This window comes from Flagellimonas flava (assembly GCF_050617915.1).
GTDB lineage: Bacteria > Bacteroidota > Bacteroidia > Flavobacteriales > Flavobacteriaceae > Flagellimonas > Flagellimonas flava_A.
Genome location: NZ_JBODQE010000001.1, coordinates 749,971 through 771,439, shown reverse-complemented (window position 1 = coordinate 771,439; position 21,469 = coordinate 749,971). Strand labels below are relative to the sequence as shown.

The window sequence follows — 21,469 nt, the reverse complement described above, 5'->3', positions numbered from 1 at the left end:
TATCTTATTCTGGAATTTCAATTTTATCACCTAAAAACAGTGCGTTTAGGAAAAGTCGATTGGTACCGTACCAAGACCCTCTAAAATTCGGATTATCCGCAAAGAGAACCACTCTTCCACTACCAACTTTACTTACAATTAAGGAAGCGGAGGGTTTTAGGAAGTCTTCCATGTTTTTCTTGGTAATGAAACCGTCAATATGTGGGTTTTTGGCGTATTTGGCCACCGTGGCATATTCATTTTTACTTGGAGCCAACCAAACCGAATTGTTCTTGTATACCGGGATAGAGCTGTCGTGATACCCAAAGGCCAGGGGATGGGTAACATCCAAATCTACCTTAAAGATTCCACCGCCAACACTCTCTTTCCCTAGATGTTCAGGGGCATCAACATAGGGTTTTCTCACCACCGTCTTAGTGGAATCCTCTTCCTTCTCCGTCAATCGTTCCTTAACAAGTTTCTTTTCAATGGCCCACTTGGAAGCTGTTCCAATGGTAACCAGAGTATTCCCATTACTAACCCAATTTTTGATTTTTTCCTGCTGTTTTTTGGATAAATCATAGCTTCCGGACACCATGACCAAGGTATTGTACTTGTCCAAATTGGCTCCTCCAAAGTTGCGCATTGGGATTTTGGTGATGGGCATGTGCACTCGGGTATCCAAAAGATGCCATACTTCTCCTGCGTCATAAGAGCGGACGCCGTCCCCAATCAGCAAAGCAGCCTTGGGTTGGGTAATAGGTTCCACGTATCTGCTCCCCAGGTCGATCCCCGCAGCATTGTAACCCGTAGCCGCAGTATAAATGGGCACCTGAAATTTCTTTTGGGCTTGCTGAATCAGCTTATATACTTCATCGGAGTCCTTTTTTTGAAGACTTACCGCCACAACCAAGGCCCCATAATTAAACCTTTGATTACCAATTACGGTTTTTGCCGTAAAGGGTTTAAAAGATGATGATACCACCAAGCCTTTGGACTGTAAATAATGTAATGCGGCAACAGCGTTGTAATCATCGTAATCAATGATATAGGCATAATCCGTCTTTGACACCCCATTGGGATTTACCAAATTATCCAAGGAGGTGATTTGCTCTCCCAGGTTTAAGTTGGAAACCGGTTTGTACTTCATGTTGTAAAAGTTGGCCACAGACCAGGCCGATGCATCGTAATATACACTGTCCCGGTACTTTTCATAAGTTTCGAACATCGTCTGAACCATCCGATATTGAGGTTGTCTGGTAGGAACCACAAATTGGCTTCCAGAGCGGTAAACGTCCACTTTGTGGAGGAGCAATTTGTCTACAAATGCCTTGACCCTATTTGGATCATGATCATCCCTAAACGTATAGCCTTTGACTCTACTTTTTGAAGCAATGGACAACGCACTTTTGAAGAAATCCTGTTGGTATTTCCTTAATTGCGCTTTGTTTTCAACTGCCGCTTTAACAGTGGCTATGCTGGAAACATATTGGTTTCTTATGGTGAACGGGAAGGTAATCTCCCCAAATGCCGTGGTTTGTTTATGGCCTCTTGAACTGGCTTGCTCAAACAACAAAGCCAATCCGCCCTGTAAATCGGGGTAGGAGGAACCATATCCAGGATAAGTCCCGTCAAATACCTCTTTGGTAAAGTAAAACGAACCAATACTGTCCAAGGCTTTGGCAAAGTAGTCCCCAAATAGGTTGTTGAGGTCGATATAATTTTCCTTGGGCATTATGGGATCCCAGGAAGCGTTGTCTTTCATCGGCTCGAAGAAATAGGAGCTTTGGGTGCCCATTTCATGGAAATCCGTGACCACATTGGGATACCATTGATGGTACCAAGTCAATTTACCCCGACTTTCTGGATTAATACCCAAAAGCCAATCCCGGTTCAGGTCAAACCAATAGTGGTTGGTTCTTCCTCTAGGCCAGTATTCGTTATGTTCAGCATCCTGCGGATCTGCCACCAATGGACTACCTTGATACATATTGGCCCATTGGGTATGCCGATCCCTTCCATCTGGATTGATGGTGGGGTCAATAAAAATCACCCCATTATTGATATAGTTGAGAATTTCAGGGTGGTTGGATGCAGTTAGGGTATATGCAGCTAGCATTGCCGCTTCAGAGCTGGAAGGCTCATTACCATGAACATTATATCCCAAATTGACAAAAATGGGAACATCATTGTAGTTGGTGGGGCTTTGGTTTGGATCCACAAACTGCAAATGCTGACTTTTGATTTGATCCAGATTATTCAGATTACTTGGTGATGTCACCGTTAAGATGACCAATTTTCTGCCTTCATGGGTTTTTCCGTATTCATAGATACTGGCTCTATCAGAAGTCTCTGCCAGTTTGGTCATATAGGCCACAATTAGATCGTGTCTGGTATGGTGCTGACCAATGGGGTAACCGAGGAACTCCTCTGGTGAAGGGATATCGGAATTAAAAGGATGGTATTTTTTGAAGAAATAGTCTTGTGCTGAAACTGTAGTACCCATAAAAAGTACTGCCAAGAGTAGTTTTTTCAACATGTTGGGAAAGATTAAGTTAATCTTCTAAAGATAGAAAAAGGATTTAATCAATGGCCTTGATTTCCTCTATAATTTCCTCGAATTCCAACCGGTAATAGGTGCCTTGTTTTTCAGGGTCTCGTTCAATGGTGCCCCTAAGTTGTCGAGCAAGGTTGTATATCAGTTTAAGACCAAGGGACTTTGAAGTTTCTGGGCCGATAGTATCTGCATAGCCCACACCATTATCGCCCAGATGCATTTCATAGCGTTTTTCAGATAACTGGCGTAAGGAAATCAGGATTTCACCGGCATCATCGCCCTTTATTCCATATTTAAGCGCATTGGTGATGGTTTCGTTGATGATCAAACCTAGTGGAATTACGGTGTCAATGCTGAGTTTGTAATCATCTACATGAAGGTTGACCTTTATTTTATTGGTATTGCCTTTTACAGACCGAACGAGATAATTGCAAAGCTCCTCCACATAGGGGCGCAACTCTATCTTGGACAAATAGTCGTCCCGTTTGTACAACATTTCATGTACCATGGCCATGGAGACCACCCTATTTTGGCTACTCTTGATGATGCTGCTTATTTTCTCATCGGAAACAGCCCTGGATTGCAAACTCAACAAGCTGGAAACAGTTTGAAGATTGTTTTTAACTCTGTGGTGTACTTCTTTGAGTAGGGTTTCTTTTTCCTCAATCCGCTCCTGTACTTCTTTTCTGGACTTATATAAATTGTGATGGGCGCGCAACAGGTTCCTTCCAAATACTCCTCCCAATAGATACACGGCAAACACAACGCTTAAAAAAGCAAACCATCTTCTGGAACCCTCGGGAACCATATTTGCCGTAAGATTCAAATCGGCAAGATCATACACAAAGATGGCAGCTACCAATATCAGATTTACAATGAGGTAAAACTGTCCATACATTTTGGTGGTCACATAGCCTGCAAATACCACAATGGCCAACACCAAAATAAAGGGGCTTTGAATACCTCCGCTATGGATGGTGATCAATATTCCGCCAGCCATTGCCAGCAAAGACGCAATATTGTAGGTTGCCGTAAGGTTTTTATGCTTGTTGTACAGATAAGTATTCAGAAAATTTATAGCGGCGTAACCGAAGAAAACATAAGGGATAATGCCTTTTATATCCAGGAGAAAAATGCAAACAAGCCCAAAAATTATGGAAGTCAAGATGGAATTGTGGTTGACCTTAAGAATCAACTGGATTTTATCCTGCAAACGACGATTTTCCTCGTTGGGCATGTTCATAGTCATGGTATGGTTATTCCATTTTACCACAGATGGTTGAAAAGCAGTGGTAAAAGTAGCTATGTGGGGGTGTTTGGGATGTAAAACTAACTATGTTTTTGTTATAAACAAAAGCGGCAGCCGTAAATGACTGCCGCTTTTTCAATTTTTGCATTTCGGGTTAATCCTCAACCAAGACCCATTCGCCCTTATCTATCAGAGGCTCAGCTTGTTTGAACTTTACGGTCTTGCTTTCTCCCGACATCACATTTTTTATGGTCACCCGCTCGTTTCTTCCAATTTTTGGTCTTTCCCGTACTACGGTTTCCGTGACCTGTGGTCTTCTGCCCTGGGTTTGACCGGCAGCTCTATTTTGAGCCGCAAGTTCATCACTGTTCGGGATTTCCTCTTTGGAGGTTTTTAGATTTTCCTTGGGTCTCCTTACGTTTCTGGCCTCTTGGATTTGATTGGTATTCTCGGATGGGAGCTCCCCTTTGAACAAAAAGGATATTACTTCTTTATTTACCTTGTCAATCATGTCCTTGAAAAGCTCAAAGGCCTCAAACTTATAGATCAATAGGGGGTCCTTTTGTTCGTGCACCGCCAATTGAACGGATTGCTTCAACTCGTCCATTTTACGCAGATGTGTTTTCCAGGAATCGTCTATAATGGCCAGTGAGATATTCTTTTCGAAGTCTGTGATCAGCTGTTTTCCATCACTGCTATAGGCCTCTTCCAGGTTGGTGACCACATTCAAGGTCTTGATACCATCCGTAAATGGAACCACAATACGCTCAAACTTGTTGGTTTGGTCCTCGTATACTTTTTTGATTACCTGAAAGGCCACTGTGGCACTGCGTTCCATCTTCTGCTGATAGAAATCATACGCGCCTTTGTAGACTTGGTTGGCGATTTCTTGGAAGCTCAATTTTCTGAATTCCTCCTCCGTAACCGGAGAGGTAATGGAGAAGTATTTGATCAACTCAAACTCAAAATTCTTATAATCTTCCGCCAGTTTGTTGGTCTCTGCAATAACCTCACAGGTGTCATAGATCATATTGGCTATATCCACCTTTAAGCGTTCACCCTGCAACGCGTGTCGTCTTCGTTTGTAAACCACCTCACGTTGCGCATTCATAACATCATCGTACTCCAAAAGACGTTTACGAATTCCGAAGTTGTTCTCCTCTACCTTTTTCTGGGCCCGTTCAATGGACTTGGTCATCATGGAATGTTGGATTACTTCCCCTTCTTCCAGTCCCATTCGGTCCATCATTTTGGCAACCCTGTCGGAGCCAAACAAACGCATAAGGTTATCCTCCAGTGACACATAGAACTGGGAACTACCCACATCACCCTGACGTCCTGAACGTCCACGTAGCTGTCTGTCCACCCTTCGGGAATCGTGCCTTTCTGTACCGACAATCGCCAATCCGCCAGCAGCTTTTACCTGGTCACTTAGTTTAATATCCGTTCCACGACCTGCCATGTTAGTGGCGATGGTCACTACTCCGGCATTCCCTGCTTCGGCAACAATGTCGGCTTCTTTTTTGTGTAATTTGGCGTTAAGTACGTTGTGTGGAACTTTACGAACGCTCAACAATTTGGATAACAATTCCGAAATCTCCACAGAAGTTGTACCTATCAATACCGGTCTTCCTGCCTTGGAGAGATCAGTCACCTCTTCAATTATGGCGTTGTATTTTTCCCTTTTGGTTTTGTAGATCAAATCGTGTCTATCGTCCCTAGCGATTGGTCTATTGGTTGGGATTTCCATCACATCCAACTTGTAGATTTCCCAGAATTCCCCAGCTTCGGTAACCGCCGTACCGGTCATCCCAGCAAGCTTGTTATACATCCTGAAGTAATTCTGCAATGTGATGGTGGCGAAGGTTTGGGTCATGGCCTCAATCTTCACATTCTCCTTGGCCTCAATAGCTTGGTGCAAACCATCGGAATAACGTCTACCGTCCATAATCCGACCCGTCTGCTCATCTACGATCATCACTTTATTGTCCATCACCACATACTCCACATCTTTTTCAAAGAGGGTGTAGGCCTTCAGCAATTGGCTCATGGTATGGATGCGCTCACTCTTTACGGCAAAATCCTTGAAAAGCTCTTCTTTAAGCTCTGCTTCCTTTTCAATTTCCAGCTCTTGCTCTTCAATCTTGGCGATTTCTCCACCAATATCGGGCATCACAAAGAAATCCTTGTCTTGGTCTCCAGAGATATAATCGACCCCTTTATCGGTCAACTCAATCTGGTTGTTTTTTTCATCAATGGTAAACAACAGGTCGGCATCCACTTTGGGCATTTCCCTGTTGTTGTCCTGCATATAGAAGTTTTCCGTTTTTTGAAGTAGTTGTTTTACCCCTTCTTCGCTCAAAAACTTAATAAGTGCTTTGTTTTTAGGCAAGCCACGGTATACTCTTAGCAAAAGAAATCCGCCTTCTTTGGTATCCCCTTCCTTGATGAGCTTCTTGGCCTCAGCCAAAACCCCTGTCAAATGCTGGCGTTGTTTTTGGACGATATCTGAAACCTTGGGCTTTAACTCATTGAACTCATGGCGATCCCCTTCAGGAACAGGCCCTGATATGATCAACGGGGTACGGGCATCATCGATCAATACGGAATCCACCTCGTCCACAATGGCATAATGGTGGGGTCGTTGTACCAAATCCCCTGGCGTATGGGCCATATTATCACGGAGGTAATCAAAGCCAAATTCATTGTTGGTTCCGTAGGTAATATCTGCGTTGTATGCAGCTCTCCTTCCGTCAGAATTGGGCTGATGCTTGTCTATGCATTCCACGGATAGGCCATGGAATTCGAAGATGGGGGCCATCCATGCACTATCCCGCTTTGCCAGATAGTCATTTACGGTAACCAGATGCGCTCCTTTTCCAGAAAGTGCATTGAGATAGAGTGGGAGAGTGGCCACAAGCGTTTTTCCCTCTCCAGTCTGCATTTCTGCAATTTTCCCCTGATGCAAGGAAATTCCTCCTATGAGCTGGACATCATAATGAATCATGTCCCAGGTCACTTCCTTACCGGCGGCATCCCACGAATTTTTCCAAACAGCATCATCTCCTTCCAGCATAACATAGTCCTTGGTGCCGGACAAGCTTCGGTCAAATTCCGTAGCGGTTACGGTAAGGGTCTCATTGTTGGCAAAACGTTTGGCGGTTTCTTTAACCACAGCAAACGCTTCGGGCAAAATGGTATTTAAGGTCTGCTCTGAAATTTTATAGGCCTCTTCATTGAGCTTATCTATTTCGGAGTAGATTTCCTCATTACGATCAATATCGGTAGAGTTTTGAACTTCTTCTTTAAGCGCAGCGATTTGATCATTGATTTCCTTACAATCCTCTGCTATCTGCGATTTGAACGCAGTTGTTTTTTGACGGAGTTGATCATGTGACAATCCTTCCAATGTTTGTTCAAAGGACCTGATCTCTTTTACCAAAGGCTGTAGTGCTTTTACATCTTTCTCGGACTTATCCCCAACAAAAACCTTTAGTACGGAATTAATAAAGCTCATGAATAAATTTTCTTTTGAATTGCAAAAGTTGTTCCATTGTCCAGAACGGCTTGGAATGCCCTTGCAAGGCTGTCAAAATTACAGAGAACTGCTTATAAACACATTAAAATTGGTTATAAAATTAACCTTTGCTCCCACAAATTAGGGTTTCCAACCCATGTTCCTCAGTTGAATCGTCTCTAAATACCTGATACCCAATACAAGAACTGATGTCCTCCTTTGTTGGCATTCCTTAAAGAACAGCACAAAAAAAAGCCCTGAATAGGGCTTTTAATTTGATTTTGTTTTGGAGTTTAATATTCGTCCTCGTTCCAGAGGTAATCTTCCTCGGTGGGATAATCAGGCCAGATTTCTTCAATGGACTCGTATATTTCACCACCTTCCTCTTCCATGGATTGTAGGTTTTCCACAACTTCCAAAGGAGCTCCGGTACGGATGGCGTAATCTATTAATTCGTCTTTGGTGGCTGGCCAAGGCGCATCACTTAAATATGAAGCTAATTCTAATGTCCAGTACATAGTTACGGTTTGATTTATATTTTTTGCAAAAATAATTTTTAAACCGAATTTGTCAAGTAAAATCGGTATTATTTAAAAAATATTTTTAGCGTGTTAATCTGAAACGCAGAAAATTAGGATTTATTCTTTCAATTTTTCGGGAATCCACTTGACCTCTTCTGCTTGCAGTTCTTTTGACAACTTCCGTGCCAATACAAAAAGGTAGTCGGAAAGACGATTGATATATGACAACAGACTTTCGGGTACGGGGTCATTTTCATGAAGGTAGGAGATCATTCTTTCGGCCCTTCGGCAAACAGTTCTGGCAATATGACAGTATGACACGGTTGTATGTCCGCCAGGAAGAATAAAATGGGTCATTTCTGGAAGTTCTTCGTTCATTTGATCCATTTCTTTCTCCAATAAATTGATGTCCTCATCAGCAATTCGAGGGATTTTTAATCGGTTTTCCTTGGTGGGTTCCGTAGCCAAGATGGCACCAACCGTAAACAACTTGTTCTGGATAAGGGATAGCACATCTTTGGTATGACTATCCATATCTTGATCTCGTAGCAATCCCAAAAAAGAGTTCAGCTCATCAATGGTTCCGTAACTCTCTATTCGGATATGGTGCTTGGGGACGCGTTTGCCTGTAAATAGCGCGGTGGTTCCTTTATCGCCTGTTTTGGTGTAAATTTTCATGTATTCAATTATCAATGGACAATTATCAATGGTTAATAACCAGTACTGGGTTCAATAAATTAAGTAGTACTTACCCTGAAAAGGCTTCTGTTGACATATTTAAAACTATAATTATAGCAACCATATGTATTCCAAATATTTGATATGCCAATTTAGGTCTTTTACTAATAATCATAACGTAAATCGGTATTTGGAGGATTGCTAGAATTATCCCAGCTATTCCGATCTGGTCATTTGATACTGCTATTATCATAGAACATGGATAGATCAATTTGGCTACTAGAAATGTTCCGTGCCCTCCACCAATTGTAGCCAGAACAATTACTAAAACCAGAAGGGTAATCAAACTTGTATAAAGAATTTTTCTCAAGTGGTTTGGAACTTATTGGTAATTGTTAATTGTCCATTGATTATTGTCAACTGTTCTTATCGTGACGTCTTTTACCGTCCATGAATCTTCTTGATTTTCTGCGCCTTTTGCCTCTTCTGTTACTGAAAAGGATAATCAGATAAATAAGAAAGAGGATTCCAAGTACGTACCAAATGGTGTAATCTGTTGTTGCACTTTCCATACCTAAAATTACTTTTTTAAATCCGGATGGTGAAATGTTCCTTTTCTTGCTCGCTTCGAATGAAAATAGCCCCCAAATGGTACATATCAATGCTTACCGTAATCTTTGGGGAGGTTATCAATGATTGCCATTGTTCTTGTTTTTGCGGATTTTGATGTATTCCATCAATTAAAACCACACTATCGTTATGAAGTTTTCCTTCGGTCAACAGTTGATTGAAATGAAATAGATCAAACTGATTGGCAAAGACAACATCAGATGATTGTTTGTCATATTCCAAATGTGGAAAGGAATTCATTATGGTTTGGGCGGCCTGCAAATGATCTAAAATGGCCACCTTGCTTACATCAAAATAGAAGATACACTTTAAAAGGACATCTATGCTTTTGCTTTTATGTGCTTTACCCTTACTGTACAAGCATTGGGTCACAAATCTGAAAACAAAGGGAGAGTGTACCCCATGCTCATTTGTGGATTTCAAAAGAAAGTTTAGATAAGAAGTTATCCTGAAATACATGTTAACCTTCCAAAATTGCGGAAAGTTCGAACCAACGTTCCGTTTTGGTTTCTATTTGATCTGTTATTTCGTTTAACTCTACAGATAATTTAGCGATCGCATCTCCGCTCAATTCAGGATCCAGAAATTGATTTTGTAAGGTGGCCTTCTGTTCTTCAAGCTTTTGGATTTCCTTTTCCAATTGTTTGTGTTCCTTTTGTTCCAGATAGGACAGTTTTTTGGAATCATCCTTTTCCTTCCAGGATGTCTTCCCGGCTTTGTCCGAAGCATTGCTTTTGGCCTCCCTTTCTGCCAAGACCCTGCTGTTTTCATAAGCTCTATAATCCGAATAATTACCGGGGAAATCCTCTATAAGGCCATTGCCTTTAAAAACAAAAAGATGGTCCACAATTTTATCCATAAAATAGCGGTCGTGGGATACCACGATCAAACAACCCGGAAAATCCAGAAGAAAGCTCTCTAGGACATTCAAAGTCACTATGTCCAGGTCGTTGGTTGGCTCGTCCAGAATCAAAAAATTTGGATTTTGGATCAGAACGGTACACAAATAAAGGCGTTTGCGTTCCCCACCGCTTAATTTTTCCACAAAATCATACTGCTTTTTGCGATCAAACAGAAAACGCTCCAGAAGTTGTTGGGCGGATATCTGCTTCCCTTTTTTTAAGGGAATATAGTCGCCAAACTCCCTAATCACATCAATTACCTTTTGTCCTTCCTTGATGGGGATTCCTTTTTGGGTGTAGTAACCAAACTTTAGGGTGTCGCCAACCACGATCTTTCCGCCATCAGGTTTTTCACTTTGGGTAATCAGGTTCAAAAAAGTGGATTTCCCAGTTCCATTTTGACCAATGATTCCAACACGTTCCCCTTTGGTGAAGTTGTAATCGAACTTATTAAGGATGGTCTTTTCATCAAAAGCCTTGGAAACATGGTGAAGTTCCAAAATCTTACTGCCCAGGCGTTCCATGTTCAGCTCTAATTGCACTTGGTGATCTTGCCTTCTCTGGTGTGCTTTCTTTTTGATTTCCTTGAAATCGTCAATCCTGGATTTGGATTTGGTGGTTCGTGCTTTGGGTTGTCTGCGCATCCAGTCCAATTCCTTTTTGAACAGCAGTTTGGTCTTGTGCTGCTCCACAGCTTCTCTTTCCTCCCGGGCTTCTTTTTCCCTAAGATAGTAGGAGTAATTTCCTTTGTAACTAAATAATTGGTTGTTGTCCAGTTCAATGATCTCATTACAGACCCTTTCCAAAAAATACCGATCATGGGTCACCATAAACAGGGTGATGTTCTCCTTGGAAAAATAAGCTTCCAGCCACTCGATCATTTCCAGGTCCAGATGGTTTGTAGGTTCGTCCAGAATAAGTAAGTCCGGCTTGTTCAAAAGGGCATTGGCCAGGGCCAGTCGTTTTTTTTGCCCGCCAGATAAAGTGCTCACCTTGGCATCCAATTGGTTTAGATGCAGTTTAAACAGGATTTGTTTGTATTGTGTCTCAAAATCCCAGGCATTGTGCTGCTCCATGGCATCAAATGCCTGTTGGTAACGGTCGGTCTCGTCAGGATTGAGTACAACTTTTTCATAGTTGGCAATAACTTTCAGGATTTCATTATCAGTAGTAAAAATGGTTTCCTCGATAGTCAAATTGGGATTCAGATTGGGTTCTTGCTCCAAAAAGGAGATTTTAATTCCCTTTCTAGATACCACCTGACCCGTTTCAGACACATCTTTCCCTGACATGATGTTGAGAATGGAAGTCTTTCCACTTCCGTTCTTGGCAATCAAGGCTATTTTTTGGTCTTTGTTGATTCCGAAGGAAATTTGGGAAAACAAGACCAGTTCACCATAAGATTTAGATATGTTTTCTACTGTCAGTAAGTTCATTGCAAGTTTTTTGGACCGTTAACTCTTTGCGAATTTCAAGAGATAACCATATCGTATGGCCAGGGTCAAAAGTAAGGGAATCAGAACCGGTGAAAAAATCTGGACCTTAAACACCCACAGAATGATCATAATCCCCAATAGGGCAATAGCTGCCCAAAGATACTTTACAAACCATGAAGGCAAATGTTGCGGAAACACAAAGACATAGGCCACTATCAAATTGACGGGTAACGCCCACAGTACATTAAAGTTCCAAGGTGTTGAGGTATGATCGGTGGCCAACCAAAGAATCAAAAGGAACGTACCTATAAGCCCAGTCAATAGAAAAAGGGTAAAATCCAGCCACCTACTTCGGGTACCATGTCTATGATCAAGATAGGTCACAATTGCGGTAAACAATAGTAACAACGCAAACCAAAACAAGGGAGAAAGCGGAAAAAAGCCAGACGGTGTTATTTCTGCATAGTCCAGGATGCTCCGCTCCCTTTTTACCAAGGGTTTACCGTCCTTGGTGGTGTTCCTGATTTGTTTCATGGCATAGTAGGGTAGGAACATGTGCTCTTGTACCGATGCCTTTCGGTCCACCACGGAGCCAAAGGCCACATCTATGCCAAAGCTTGCCCATGAATTTAAATCCATGTTTTGTCTTACCAACTGCCTAAAAGTGTATTGTTGGTCCAAATGAGAGCCATCAAAGACGAGGGCATTCCCAAATTGGTCTTTTAAAATAACCCCAGTGATACTGGAGCAATTGTTCAACAAGGGGTCGTAAAGGTAATCCCGGTTTTCGGGACGGTAATTGGTCTCAAAAAAATCAAGTAGCTGGTTCTTTTCTTCCAAGCTCAGATCTAAAATCTGTTCCCTTACCCATCTTTTTTCCAGCTCATACTCAAACAAAAAACGGTCAAAACTTCTTCTGGATAAGGAATAGATCAATCTACCCTTAACAAAATTTGAATAGAAGTTGGGGCGGTTAAAATCGAAAGTACCATAATTATAGACTACATCGATGCCCAATACAGAATCTTGAACCCGAAATGCTGTGTGGCCAAACATGGAATAAAGTTCATCTCCCGAGGCACAGGTCAACAGGCTTATTTGGGAATTTTCCGAAAGTGATGGGGTCTGTGAAAGTAATCGTCCTCCTGACAACAGAACGAACATCAATAGCAAAACCAACAGTCTCATTTGCGACATAGTCCCGCAAATATCAGAATAATTAGGACATGGTGTATCTTCGGCTGAAGCGATTACTTAAACCAGTTCATTTTTTAGCTTATTTTTACGAAAACCAGAAAACCTATGCGATCTTATATCCCGAATTTTTTAACGCTCCTGAATCTTTTCAGCGGATGTGTGGCCACGGTGTTTGCAGTGCAGAACCAATTGGAAATGGCCGCCATTTTTGTGTTTATTGGGATTTTCTTTGACTTTTTTGATGGTTTGGCCGCTCGTGCGCTCAATGTCCAAAGTGAAATTGGGGTCCAATTGGATTCTTTGGCCGATATGGTTACCAGCGGAGTGGTTCCAGGTATAGTGATGTTTCAATTATTGGATATGTCGCAGGCCTCTGGTTGGAGTGAAGGGCAATTGGGAGGTATTCCATGGCTGGGAGCGGATGTGGCCCCCATTTCCTTTTTTGGCTTTATAATCACCTTGGCGTCTGCCTATCGTTTGGCCAAATTTAATGTGGACGAAAACCAGGTTTCATCCTTCATTGGTCTGCCCACTCCTGCCAATACGCTTTTGATCTTGTCCCTGCCCTTAATTTTGTTGTACCATCATAATGATGCGCTCAACAACATTATTTTAAATCAGTGGTTTTTGTTGGGATTGACCTTAGTGAGTGCTTATTTGCTCAATTCCAGGATCGAACTCTTCGCTTTGAAATTCGGTAATTGGAGTTTTAAGGACAATGCCGTACGTTATTTGTTTTTGATTGCCAGTTTGGTGCTCTTGATTACCCTCAGGTTTTTAGCGATTCCTGTAATTGTGATATTGTATATTCTGCTGTCCTTGATCAATAAAAATACTTGAGGATGGACGCTGAAATCGTCAGATATAGATCAAAAGTAGATCTTTGGTTGTTTATATTGACACTACTGAATTTTCTCGTGGTATTCTATTTCTTGAGCATGGAATGGAGTTGGATAGGGGCAATGATTAATATTGGTGTAATGGGATCCGTTCTTTATCTGCTCTTCTATATTTCCTATGATATAAAGGGCGATGATCTACTCGTTAACTATGCTGCTTTTTATCAAAAGAGGATTAAAATTTCCACTATCAATCGCATCAAGGAAACCCGAAATCCCATGGGCGCACCTGCCGCTTCGTTGGATCGTTTGGGAATAAGCTATGGAAATGGATTTATTTTGGTGTCCCCCAAGAAAAAGAAGGGGTTCATCGATCACCTTAAATCCATAAATCCAGAGATTGAAATTCAAATGAGAAAAGAGGGCAAATAGGCCATTTAAAAATCCAACTTCTTTTTTCGAAGCTCAAAGTTTTGACCTAGATACACCTTACGTACCATTTCATCCACAGCAAGCTCTTCGGGGACACCTGCCTTAAGAATGCCACCTTCAAACATAAGGTAGGAACGTTCGGTGATGGCCAAGGTTTCCTGAACATTGTGGTCCGTGATCAAAATTCCAATGTTCTTATTTTTTAGCTGGGCAACGATCCGCTGAATATCTTCCACGGCCACGGGATCTACCCCGGCAAAGGGTTCATCCAATAAAATAAATTTGGGATCCGTGGCCAAGGCGCGGGCTATTTCTGTACGCCTGCGCTCTCCACCCGATAACAAATCCCCACGGTTTTTACGGATGTGTCCCAATCCAAATTCGTCAATAAGCGACTCCATTTTCATGTGTTGCTCTTTTTTGGACAACTTGGTCAATTGGAGGACGCTTAAAATGTTTTTCTCAATGCTTAGTTTCCGAAACACCGAAGCCTCTTGGGCCAGATATCCAATGCCGTGTTGGGCTCTTTTGTACATGGGAAAGGTGGTAATTTCCATGTCATCCAAAAAGATTTGCCCCCCATTGGGCTTGATCAAGCCAACAATCATGTAAAATGAAGTGGTCTTTCCAGCCCCATTGGGTCCCAATAATCCCACAATTTCTCCCTGGTTTACTTCCAGGGAGATGCCCTTTACAACCTTACGGCCCCGATAGGCCTTCATGATATTTTCAGCACGTAGCTTCATAAGAATTCGCCAAAACTAAACATATTCTTTTTTGGGATCATGGACTTTGGGAATTTTTTATGCCTCGATGGATTCCAATTCTTCCCAATACTCGTAAGCACGTCTAAGATGGGGAACAACGATCGTACCACCTACCAAGGTGGCTATCCCCAATGTTTCCATAACTTCCTCTTTGGTGGCTCCTTCCTTTTTGGAACTCTCCAAATGATATTTAACGCAGTCGTCACATCGTAGAACGGCAGAAGCTACAAGTCCCAATAATTCCTTGGTCTTAACATCCAGGGCACCGGCCATATAGGCATTGGTGTCCAGATTAAAAATGCGCTTGATTACTTTGTTGTTTTCTGCCAAGAGCTTATCGTTCATCTTGGCGCGATACGCATTGAATTCTTCTACTTTATTTGGCATTTTGTTTTTCTTTTTTAGCTTCTCTTTTTACTACAATACTGGAGATATAGATACTGGCTTGGTATAACATCAGTACGGGAATGGCAACAATGATTTGACTGGTAACATCAGGAGGGGTAATTACTGCACATAAGATCAATACCACTACCAATGCAATTTTCCGGTATTTTTTGAGTATTTCAGGTGTGACCAATCCTACCTTGGTTAAAAAGAAGATGATAATGGGCAGTTCAAACATCACCCCGCAGGCAATTACGGAAGATCTAACGTTGGCTATGAAGGAGCTTATGTCAATTTCGTTTGTTACCTCCTTACTCACCTGGTAGGTTCCCAAAAAGTTAATGGAGAGAGGGGCGACCACATAATATCCAAACAAAACACCCAAAAAGAACAGGGATGAAGCTACTAAGATAAAGCCTCGGGAATGTTTGCGTTCGTTGGCATGCAGCCCTGGACTGATAAAACGCCATAACTCCCATAGTACATAGGGGAAGGCAATGATGAAACCAGCCCAAATGGATGTCCAAATATGCGCTGAGAACTGCCCCGCCATGGTTCGGTTTTGAATGGTAAATGGTAAGGAATCACTACAAAATTCTGATTCCATTCCAAAAAATGTGGCAATCTTGCAAAAGAATTGATAGGTAGGAAAGTCCATTTTCTTTGGCCCAAATATGATGGTATCAAAAATGAAATCCTTCATGATAAAGGCACCACAGGCTACAATGACAATTGCTGCTACGGATCGGATCAAGTGCCATCTCAATTCTTCCAAATGGTCCAAAAAGGACATTTCGTCGGGGTTGTTCTGCTTTTTTGCCATTAAAGGATGCCTTCGTTTATGAGATTATGTAAATGGACCACACCAGAATAAGTCCCATTGTCAAAAGCCAACAATTGTGAAATGCCATTGTCCTGCAACATTTTCAGGGCTTTTACGGCTAAGGTATCCACATCAACGGATTTGGGGTTTTGGGTCATGATATCCTTGGCGGTGAGCTCCCCAATATTATCATATTTGCTTAGCATACGCCTGATGTCCCCATCAGTAACCACTCCAACAACTTTATTGTTGTCCATGACCGCAGTGACCCCAAGCATTTTTTCGGAAATCTCCACGATCACTTCCTTAACACTGGAATTTATGTCCACCAAAGGTTTTTGATTGTTCACCACGATATCTGCCACCCTTAGGTACAGTTTTTTGCCCAAGGCCCCCCCTGGATGATATTTGGCAAAATCCGAACTGCTAAAGCCCCGCAGTTCCAAAAGACAGATGGCAAGGGCATCCCCTATGGCCAATTGCGCCGAAGTGCTGGTGGTGGGGGCAAGGTTATTGGGACAGGCTTCTTTTTCCACATAGGCGCCAAGCACAAAATCGGCTTGTTTGGATAGCACGGAATCCATATTGCCCGTGATGCCAATAAGTTTGTTGCCGCCATTTTTAATCAAGGGTAGCAATGCCTTGATTTCTGCAGTGTTCCCGCTTTTGGAAAGGCAGACCACTACATCGTTTTTTTGGATGGTTCCCAAGTCGCCATGGATGGCATCCGCCGCATGCATAAATATAGCTGGGGTTCCAGTGGAATTGAGGGTTGCCACAATTTTGGAGGCGATAATGGCACTTTTTCCAACACCGGTCACCACCACCCTGCCTTGGGATTTTAGTATGTGCTGCACGGCTTGGGCAAACTGTTCATCCAATTGGTTAATCAAATTATGGATGGCTTTGCTTTCAGTTTCAAGCGTCCTTTTCGCAATAGATAGAATAGATTGGGTTTCGTCCAAGGTAATTAACTGATTATCTAATTGTATTCCTAAAAGAATGTCTTATATTTAAGTTTACAAAACTAAACAAACTATCGCTTACTGACCATTTAGGAAAGATAGATTGCTTCTTCTTTTAAATTGATATTTAAAATTAGAATATGAACCACCTCCAGATTAGGTTGCTTGATATTAAAAGAACGCATGGGAATGGGGCTTACCAGTACTGATTTATATACCTCGCTAAAAAAATACTTCGGATTTTCACAGTTTAAAGGTCTTCAAGAGAAGGTTATTCAAAATATATTGGATGATAATGACACTTTTGTTATCATGCCTACAGGAGGCGGTAAATCCCTTTGTTATCAGCTTCCGGCCATAATGAAAGAAGGGACTTCCATTGTGGTTTCCCCACTGATCGCCTTAATGAAAAATCAAGTGGATGCTATTCGTGGGGTTTCCGAAAACCATGGAATTGCCCATGTACTCAATTCATCCTTGACCAAGACGGAAGTAAAACAGGTCAAAGAGGATATTACCAATGGCATTACCAAATTGTTATATGTGGCGCCAGAATCGCTGACCAAGGAGGAGAACATTGAATTTCTGAAAGGTGTCACACTCTCTTTTGTGGCTGTGGACGAAGCGCATTGTATATCCGAATGGGGCCATGACTTTAGACCGGAGTATCGCAACTTGAAGAACATTATAAGCCGATTGGGGGATAATATTCCCATCATTGGGCTTACGGCCACGGCAACACCGAAAGTACAGGAGGACATCATCAAGAATTTGGGTATGACGGATGCCAAAGTGTTTAAAGCTTCTTTCAATAGACCCAATCTTTTTTACGAGGTGCGTCCCAAGACCCAAAACGTGGATGCGGATATTATCCGATTTATCAAACAAAATGAGGGGAAATCCGGAATTGTGTATTGTCTAAGCCGTAAACGGGTGGAGGAATTGGCTCAAGTACTGCAGGTTAATGGTGTAAGCGCCGTACCCTACCATGCCGGTTTTGATGCCAAAACACGATCCAAATATCAGGATATGTTCTTGATGGAGGAAGTGGATGTGGTAGTGGCTACCATCGCTTTTGGGATGGGAATTGATAAACCCGATGTTCGTTTTGTAATCCATCACGATATTCCTAAAAGTATAGAGAGCTACTATCAGGAAACCGGACGCGCTGGTAGAGATGGGGGCGAAGGTCACTGTTTGGCATTTTATGCTTACAAAGACGTGGAAAAATTGGAAAAATTCATGTCGGGCAAACCTGTGGCGGAACAGGAGATAGGCAATGCGCTACTTCAAGAAATTGTGGCCTATGCGGAAACTTCTATGTCACGACGAAAGTTTATCCTACACTACTTTGGGGAAGAATTTGATGAGGTTAACGGAGAAGGGGCGGATATGGATGACAATACCCGGAATCCGAAGCCCAAGGAGGAGGCCATGAACGAAGTGGCCAAACTCTTGAGCGTGGTTAGGGATACCAAGGAAAAATTCAAAACCAAGGAAATTGTCAAGATTTTGGTAGGCAAGGTAAACGCCATGATTTCATCACACAAAACAGACGAAAAGGAGTTTTTTGGCATTGGAAAGGAACATGACAAATCGTACTGGATGGCCTTGGTAAGACAAGTATTGGTTGCCGGATTACTTAAAAAGGAAATAGAGCAGTATGGCATTTTACATTTGACATCCGATGGGGAATGTTTCTTGAAGGACCCTAGGTCATTTCTAATGACCAAGGACCATGAATATAGCGAGAAAAACAATGAAGCTATTGTGGCCGCAGCCAAGTCTCCCGGTGGGGGAGCGGATAACAATCTTTTGAAAATCCTTAAGGATTTAAGAAAAAAAGAGGCACAAAAACTGGGAGTGCCCCCCTTTGTGGTTTTCCAGGACCCTTCTTTGGATGATATGGCGTTGAAATATCCGGTTAACATGGAAGAACTGCTGAAAATTCATGGTGTGGGCGAGGGGAAGGCCAAGAAATATGGAAAACCTTTTGTAGAGTTGATAGCCAGTTATGTTGAGGAAAATGATATAATTAGACCCGATGATTTGGTGGTAAAAAGTACAGGGGCCAATTCAGGTCTGAAACTGTATATTATTCAAAATGTGGATAGAAAATTACCTCTGGATGATATCGCATCGGCCAAAGGTTTGGAACTGCCCAACCTGATCAAGGAAATGGAGCAGATTGTCTTCAGTGGAACCAAGCTGAATATTGGCTACTGGATAGACGAAATCTTGGATGAGGACCAGCAAGAGGAAATCCATGAATATTTCTTAGAAGCCGAATCTGATTCCATATCCGAAGCAATAGAGGAATTTGAAGGAGATTATGAGGATGAAGAGTTACGGCTCTACCGCCTCAAATTTATCAGTGAAGTGGCCAACTAGTAGCCGCTCCATTCTTCTGCACCAATTACGGCCAATATAAATCCGAAGTAAATTATTCCCAGAACCAAATAAACCAGGGCAAGCGCCAGGCCAATATAGGCTAGGATTTTACCTGTTTTTACATTGCTGTAATCGGTATAAGCTTCCGGGTTTTGCAAGTACAGTTCATTGGCCGTTTTGGCTTTCAGCAACGCAATTATGCTGAAGATGGCTCCAAAAGGACCGCAACAGAAAAAGGTGCCAACAATGGAGATAATCCCCATTGTCAGCACTGTACTTGCTCCTGGTAAAGGTTGTTGACTCATATCTAACTGGGATTATCCACCGTATTGTTCCATGAGCTCCCTTTGCATCTCTTGAATGCCGTCCATTCCAATGGTGCTAAACAAGAATATAGTATAACCCAAATAAAGAACGTTCAATATAATACCAATGATGGCCAATATTTTTCCGGTTTTAACATTACTGAAACCTTCATAGTTCTCAGGGTTTTCCATATAGAGTTTTGTTGCTTTATTGGCTAGGACCAAGGCAATAATACCAAAGATGAGTCCTAAAACACCATAGCAACAACATGTTACAATGGAAACGATTCCGAAAACCAGAATCAGCGTTGAATTTGGGAGTTTTTGTTTTTCCATAATTTGAAATTTAATTGAATAAACTATTCATTTTTAATATATAACTTATTATAATGGTCCCTGCCGTAACCAACATCAAAAAAAATTTTATTTGATGTGCGTACTTTAATTTTAAAAAGAGGTTGGAAATCAAAAAAAGTAACAATAGCACAATGGGATATACTGCCGGATACATTTTAAATGCCTCTACAAAATCGCCATGTAAGAGCAGGTTCACAGCCCTTTGCATACCACAACCGGGACAATCAATTCCAAAAAGCTTTTTATTGAGACAAGGAAGCATATAGTCCTTGGCGCTAAGAAGAATGGTTAGTTGTGAAAACATGGTCATGGTTACTGCCAAGTAAATTACTATTATTTTTGATATTGCTGTTGAAATTTCAAAATAATTTTGCCACAGACAATGACCGGATTTCAGATAGGAGATAAGGTAGAAGTATTGGACGAGGACATTTCCGGCTATGTGGAATCCATAGATAGGGAGATGGTCACGCTCATCACTGAGGATGGTTTTCCATTGCAATATCACTTCAGGGAACTGCTGCTTAAAAAAGAGGGTATCCAAGTGACCAATTTTGAAGCTTCGCAAGTAAAAAAAGAAAAGGAAAATCCGAAAAGAAATCGACCCGTTACGGTTAAGCCCAAATTACGGAATGCCCCAAAAATGGAAGTGGACCTTCACATCCATCAATTGGTAAAAACCACCAAGGGTTTAAGCAATTTCGATATGATGAATTTGCAGCTGGAAACCGCCAAACGCCAGCTGGAATTCGCTATTCGGAAACGTATCCAAAAAGTAGTGTTTATCCATGGGGTGGGAGAGGGCATTCTTAAAGAAGAACTCCAATACCTCTTTAAAAAATATGAAGGGGTAAAATGGTACGATGCGGATTATCAAAAATATGGTTTGGGAGCTACTGAGGTATATATTACCCAAAAGGCCTAATTGGTGATTGTCGTACTTACCGTTCCAAATTCGTCAATGGTCAGATTAGTGATTCGTTCCCCATTCTCGGTAACAAAAGAAACGCCGCTTAAGAGAATTACATGGTCGAATCCCGTTTCGTCCGCATTGGCCACCGTTTCAATGGTGACTGTGCCATCTTCAGCCTCCACTTCTTGCGATACCGTTGGGGTAGCGGGCGGAATATCGGAACAAAAATAGGTGGAACTCACTGTCCCTGAAAAGTTACGGTAAGTCAACTGCGATTGCCCTGGAATGGTACTCTCAGTACTAATGGTTTCCCCTACAACACCATTGTTTAAAACACCGCTTTGTAGGTCGAGAATAAGTGCCTCGCTTTCATTGATTTTAAAAAGGATGTTGCTGGCGTTCGGTACAGGGTCATCACAAAATTGAATCGTTTGATCATTAAAGTCAATGGTCTCAATCTGTAGGTCGCCATCACTGCAAGAAAACAAGATGAGCACAAGCAGCATTGGGAAGCATAATTTTCTCATGCGCCAAATTTAATGGAATTCCAATTTAATACCCTAAGGAAGGCATAATCTTTAAAAGAAATTAACTTTATTTCACCTATTTTTGATGATTCGAAAA

Annotated in this window: 22 protein-coding genes; 4 read left to right on the top strand and 18 right to left on the bottom strand. The window is 41.9% G+C overall.

Annotated elements, in window-relative coordinates; genetic code table 11:
- Positions 1-4: 4 nt before the first annotated feature.
- From ACRHOZ_RS03425 to ACRHOZ_RS03380, 10 genes are all read right to left on the bottom strand, one after another.
- Positions 5-2,518 carry a M14 family zinc carboxypeptidase gene (locus ACRHOZ_RS03425; RefSeq protein WP_431122388.1) on the bottom strand — a complete coding sequence of 838 codons (2,514 nt, stop codon included), beginning with the start codon at positions 2,516-2,518 and terminating at the stop codon, positions 5-7.
- Positions 2,519-2,561: 43 nt separating this feature from the next.
- On the bottom strand, positions 2,562-3,779 hold the full coding sequence (locus ACRHOZ_RS03420) for a sensor histidine kinase (protein WP_431122386.1): 1,218 nt from the start codon (positions 3,777-3,779) through the stop codon (positions 2,562-2,564).
- A 160-nt stretch (positions 3,780-3,939) separates the two neighbouring features.
- On the bottom strand, positions 3,940-7,302 hold the full coding sequence (secA, locus tag ACRHOZ_RS03415; RefSeq protein WP_431122384.1) for a preprotein translocase subunit SecA: 3,363 nt from the start codon (positions 7,300-7,302) through the stop codon (positions 3,940-3,942).
- Between the two features lie 293 nt (positions 7,303-7,595).
- Positions 7,596-7,820: a DUF2795 domain-containing protein gene (locus ACRHOZ_RS03410; protein ID WP_013551418.1), complete on the bottom strand. Its 225-nt coding sequence runs from the start codon at positions 7,818-7,820 to the stop codon at positions 7,596-7,598.
- Between the two features lie 120 nt (positions 7,821-7,940).
- Complete coding sequence (locus ACRHOZ_RS03405; protein ID WP_431122382.1) at positions 7,941-8,501, bottom strand: cob(I)yrinic acid a,c-diamide adenosyltransferase; 561 nt, start codon at positions 8,499-8,501, stop codon at positions 7,941-7,943.
- Positions 8,502-8,571: 70 nt separating this feature from the next.
- On the bottom strand, positions 8,572-8,871 hold the full coding sequence (locus tag ACRHOZ_RS03400; RefSeq protein WP_431122379.1) for a hypothetical protein: 300 nt from the start codon (positions 8,869-8,871) through the stop codon (positions 8,572-8,574).
- Between the two features lie 46 nt (positions 8,872-8,917).
- Complete coding sequence (locus ACRHOZ_RS03395) at positions 8,918-9,073, bottom strand: hypothetical protein (RefSeq protein ID WP_431122376.1); 156 nt, start codon at positions 9,071-9,073, stop codon at positions 8,918-8,920.
- Positions 9,074-9,089: 16 nt separating this feature from the next.
- The gene (locus ACRHOZ_RS03390; RefSeq protein ID WP_431122373.1) at positions 9,090-9,554 is read right to left on the bottom strand and encodes a hypothetical protein; all 465 of its coding nucleotides are present in this window, start codon (positions 9,552-9,554) and stop codon (positions 9,090-9,092) included.
- 37 nt (positions 9,555-9,591) lie between these two features.
- Positions 9,592-11,469, bottom strand: coding sequence for an ABC-F family ATP-binding cassette domain-containing protein (locus tag ACRHOZ_RS03385; protein ID WP_431122371.1), 1,878 nt, complete (start codon positions 11,467-11,469; stop codon positions 9,592-9,594).
- An 18-nt stretch (positions 11,470-11,487) separates the two neighbouring features.
- On the bottom strand, positions 11,488-12,666 hold the full coding sequence (locus tag ACRHOZ_RS03380; RefSeq protein WP_431122368.1) for a DUF4105 domain-containing protein: 1,179 nt from the start codon (positions 12,664-12,666) through the stop codon (positions 11,488-11,490).
- 105 nt (positions 12,667-12,771) lie between these two features.
- On the opposite strand from ACRHOZ_RS03380, the gene ACRHOZ_RS03375 reads away from it, so the two are divergent.
- Together ACRHOZ_RS03375 and ACRHOZ_RS03370 are read left to right on the top strand one after the other, a co-directional pair.
- Positions 12,772-13,506, top strand: a complete 735-nt coding sequence (locus ACRHOZ_RS03375; protein ID WP_431122366.1) for a CDP-alcohol phosphatidyltransferase family protein — start codon at positions 12,772-12,774, stop codon at positions 13,504-13,506.
- A gap of 2 nt (positions 13,507-13,508) precedes the next feature.
- Entirely contained in the window at positions 13,509-13,937 is a 429-nt protein-coding gene (locus tag ACRHOZ_RS03370) for a PH domain-containing protein (RefSeq protein ID WP_431122364.1), read from the top strand.
- A 5-nt stretch (positions 13,938-13,942) separates the two neighbouring features.
- Here ACRHOZ_RS03370 and lptB read toward each other — a convergent pair whose 3' ends face one another.
- From lptB to ACRHOZ_RS03350, 4 genes are read right to left on the bottom strand one after another with little or no spacing between them, the layout of a single operon-like run.
- Entirely contained in the window at positions 13,943-14,683 is a 741-nt protein-coding gene (gene lptB / locus ACRHOZ_RS03365; protein WP_422348560.1) for an LPS export ABC transporter ATP-binding protein, read from the bottom strand.
- A gap of 57 nt (positions 14,684-14,740) precedes the next feature.
- Positions 14,741-15,091, bottom strand: a complete 351-nt coding sequence (locus ACRHOZ_RS03360) for a carboxymuconolactone decarboxylase family protein (protein ID WP_431122361.1) — start codon at positions 15,089-15,091, stop codon at positions 14,741-14,743.
- The gene (gene tatC / locus ACRHOZ_RS03355; protein WP_431122359.1) at positions 15,081-15,914 is read right to left on the bottom strand and encodes a twin-arginine translocase subunit TatC; all 834 of its coding nucleotides are present in this window, start codon (positions 15,912-15,914) and stop codon (positions 15,081-15,083) included. Before tatC ends, ACRHOZ_RS03360 begins: the two co-directional genes overlap by 11 nt.
- Positions 15,914-16,879, bottom strand: a complete 966-nt coding sequence (locus ACRHOZ_RS03350; RefSeq protein ID WP_431122357.1) for a KpsF/GutQ family sugar-phosphate isomerase — start codon at positions 16,877-16,879, stop codon at positions 15,914-15,916. Before ACRHOZ_RS03350 ends, tatC begins: the two co-directional genes overlap by 1 nt.
- 189 nt (positions 16,880-17,068) lie before the next feature.
- Between ACRHOZ_RS03350 and recQ the strand changes: the two genes are divergently transcribed.
- Positions 17,069-19,270 (top strand): DNA helicase RecQ, encoded by a 2,202-nt coding sequence (gene recQ / locus ACRHOZ_RS03345; RefSeq protein ID WP_431123325.1) that lies wholly within the window; start codon positions 17,069-17,071, stop codon positions 19,268-19,270.
- Here the strand turns inward: recQ and ACRHOZ_RS03340 are convergent.
- Genes ACRHOZ_RS03340 through ACRHOZ_RS03330 form a run of 3 tightly spaced genes read right to left on the bottom strand, consistent with a single transcriptional unit; the run spans position 19,267 to position 20,140 of the window.
- Positions 19,267-19,575 (bottom strand): CCC motif membrane protein, encoded by a 309-nt coding sequence (locus ACRHOZ_RS03340; protein ID WP_431122355.1) that lies wholly within the window; start codon positions 19,573-19,575, stop codon positions 19,267-19,269. The two genes, recQ and ACRHOZ_RS03340, sit on opposite strands and share 4 nt — an antisense overlap.
- Before the next feature lie 12 nt (positions 19,576-19,587).
- A complete protein-coding gene (locus ACRHOZ_RS03335; protein ID WP_138834348.1) occupies positions 19,588-19,911 on the bottom strand; it encodes a CCC motif membrane protein in 324 nt (107 codons plus the stop codon).
- Between the two features lie 10 nt (positions 19,912-19,921).
- Complete coding sequence (locus ACRHOZ_RS03330) at positions 19,922-20,140, bottom strand: DUF2752 domain-containing protein (protein WP_431123323.1); 219 nt, start codon at positions 20,138-20,140, stop codon at positions 19,922-19,924.
- Positions 20,141-20,314: 174 nt separating this feature from the next.
- On the opposite strand from ACRHOZ_RS03330, the gene ACRHOZ_RS03325 reads away from it, so the two are divergent.
- Positions 20,315-20,857 (top strand): Smr/MutS family protein, encoded by a 543-nt coding sequence (locus tag ACRHOZ_RS03325; RefSeq protein WP_431122353.1) that lies wholly within the window; start codon positions 20,315-20,317, stop codon positions 20,855-20,857.
- Here ACRHOZ_RS03325 and ACRHOZ_RS03320 read toward each other — a convergent pair.
- A complete protein-coding gene (locus tag ACRHOZ_RS03320; protein WP_431122351.1) occupies positions 20,854-21,372 on the bottom strand; it encodes a hypothetical protein in 519 nt (172 codons plus the stop codon). The genes ACRHOZ_RS03325 and ACRHOZ_RS03320 overlap by 4 nt on opposite strands.
- Between the last annotated feature and the right edge of the window lie 97 nt (positions 21,373-21,469).

Coding starts and splice junctions, on each gene's coding strand:
- ACRHOZ_RS03325 (WP_431122353.1), top strand. CDS start 20,315: ATGACCGGATTTCAGATAGGAGATAAGGTAGAAGTATTGGACGAGGAC.
- lptB (WP_422348560.1), bottom strand. CDS start 14,683: ATGAAGCTACGTGCTGAAAATATCATGAAGGCCTATCGGGGCCGTAAG.
- ACRHOZ_RS03425 (WP_431122388.1), bottom strand. CDS start 2,518: ATGTTGAAAAAACTACTCTTGGCAGTACTTTTTATGGGTACTACAGTT.
- ACRHOZ_RS03370 (WP_431122364.1), top strand. CDS start 13,509: ATGGACGCTGAAATCGTCAGATATAGATCAAAAGTAGATCTTTGGTTG.
- secA (WP_431122384.1), bottom strand. CDS start 7,302: ATGAGCTTTATTAATTCCGTACTAAAGGTTTTTGTTGGGGATAAGTCC.
- recQ (WP_431123325.1), top strand. CDS start 17,069: ATGGGGCTTACCAGTACTGATTTATATACCTCGCTAAAAAAATACTTC.
- tatC (WP_431122359.1), bottom strand. CDS start 15,914: ATGGCAAAAAAGCAGAACAACCCCGACGAAATGTCCTTTTTGGACCAT.
- ACRHOZ_RS03360 (WP_431122361.1), bottom strand. CDS start 15,091: ATGCCAAATAAAGTAGAAGAATTCAATGCGTATCGCGCCAAGATGAAC.
- ACRHOZ_RS03410 (WP_013551418.1), bottom strand. CDS start 7,820: ATGTACTGGACATTAGAATTAGCTTCATATTTAAGTGATGCGCCTTGG.
- ACRHOZ_RS03405 (WP_431122382.1), bottom strand. CDS start 8,501: ATGAAAATTTACACCAAAACAGGCGATAAAGGAACCACCGCGCTATTT.
- ACRHOZ_RS03340 (WP_431122355.1), bottom strand. CDS start 19,575: ATGAGTCAACAACCTTTACCAGGAGCAAGTACAGTGCTGACAATGGGG.
- ACRHOZ_RS03380 (WP_431122368.1), bottom strand. CDS start 12,666: ATGTCGCAAATGAGACTGTTGGTTTTGCTATTGATGTTCGTTCTGTTG.
- ACRHOZ_RS03330 (WP_431123323.1), bottom strand. CDS start 20,140: ATGCAAAGGGCTGTGAACCTGCTCTTACATGGCGATTTTGTAGAGGCA.
- ACRHOZ_RS03395 (WP_431122376.1), bottom strand. CDS start 9,073: ATGGAAAGTGCAACAACAGATTACACCATTTGGTACGTACTTGGAATC.
- ACRHOZ_RS03375 (WP_431122366.1), top strand. CDS start 12,772: ATGCGATCTTATATCCCGAATTTTTTAACGCTCCTGAATCTTTTCAGC.
- ACRHOZ_RS03385 (WP_431122371.1), bottom strand. CDS start 11,469: ATGAACTTACTGACAGTAGAAAACATATCTAAATCTTATGGTGAACTG.
- ACRHOZ_RS03420 (WP_431122386.1), bottom strand. CDS start 3,779: ATGAACATGCCCAACGAGGAAAATCGTCGTTTGCAGGATAAAATCCAG.
- ACRHOZ_RS03320 (WP_431122351.1), bottom strand. CDS start 21,372: ATGAGAAAATTATGCTTCCCAATGCTGCTTGTGCTCATCTTGTTTTCT.
- ACRHOZ_RS03335 (WP_138834348.1), bottom strand. CDS start 19,911: ATGGAAAAACAAAAACTCCCAAATTCAACGCTGATTCTGGTTTTCGGA.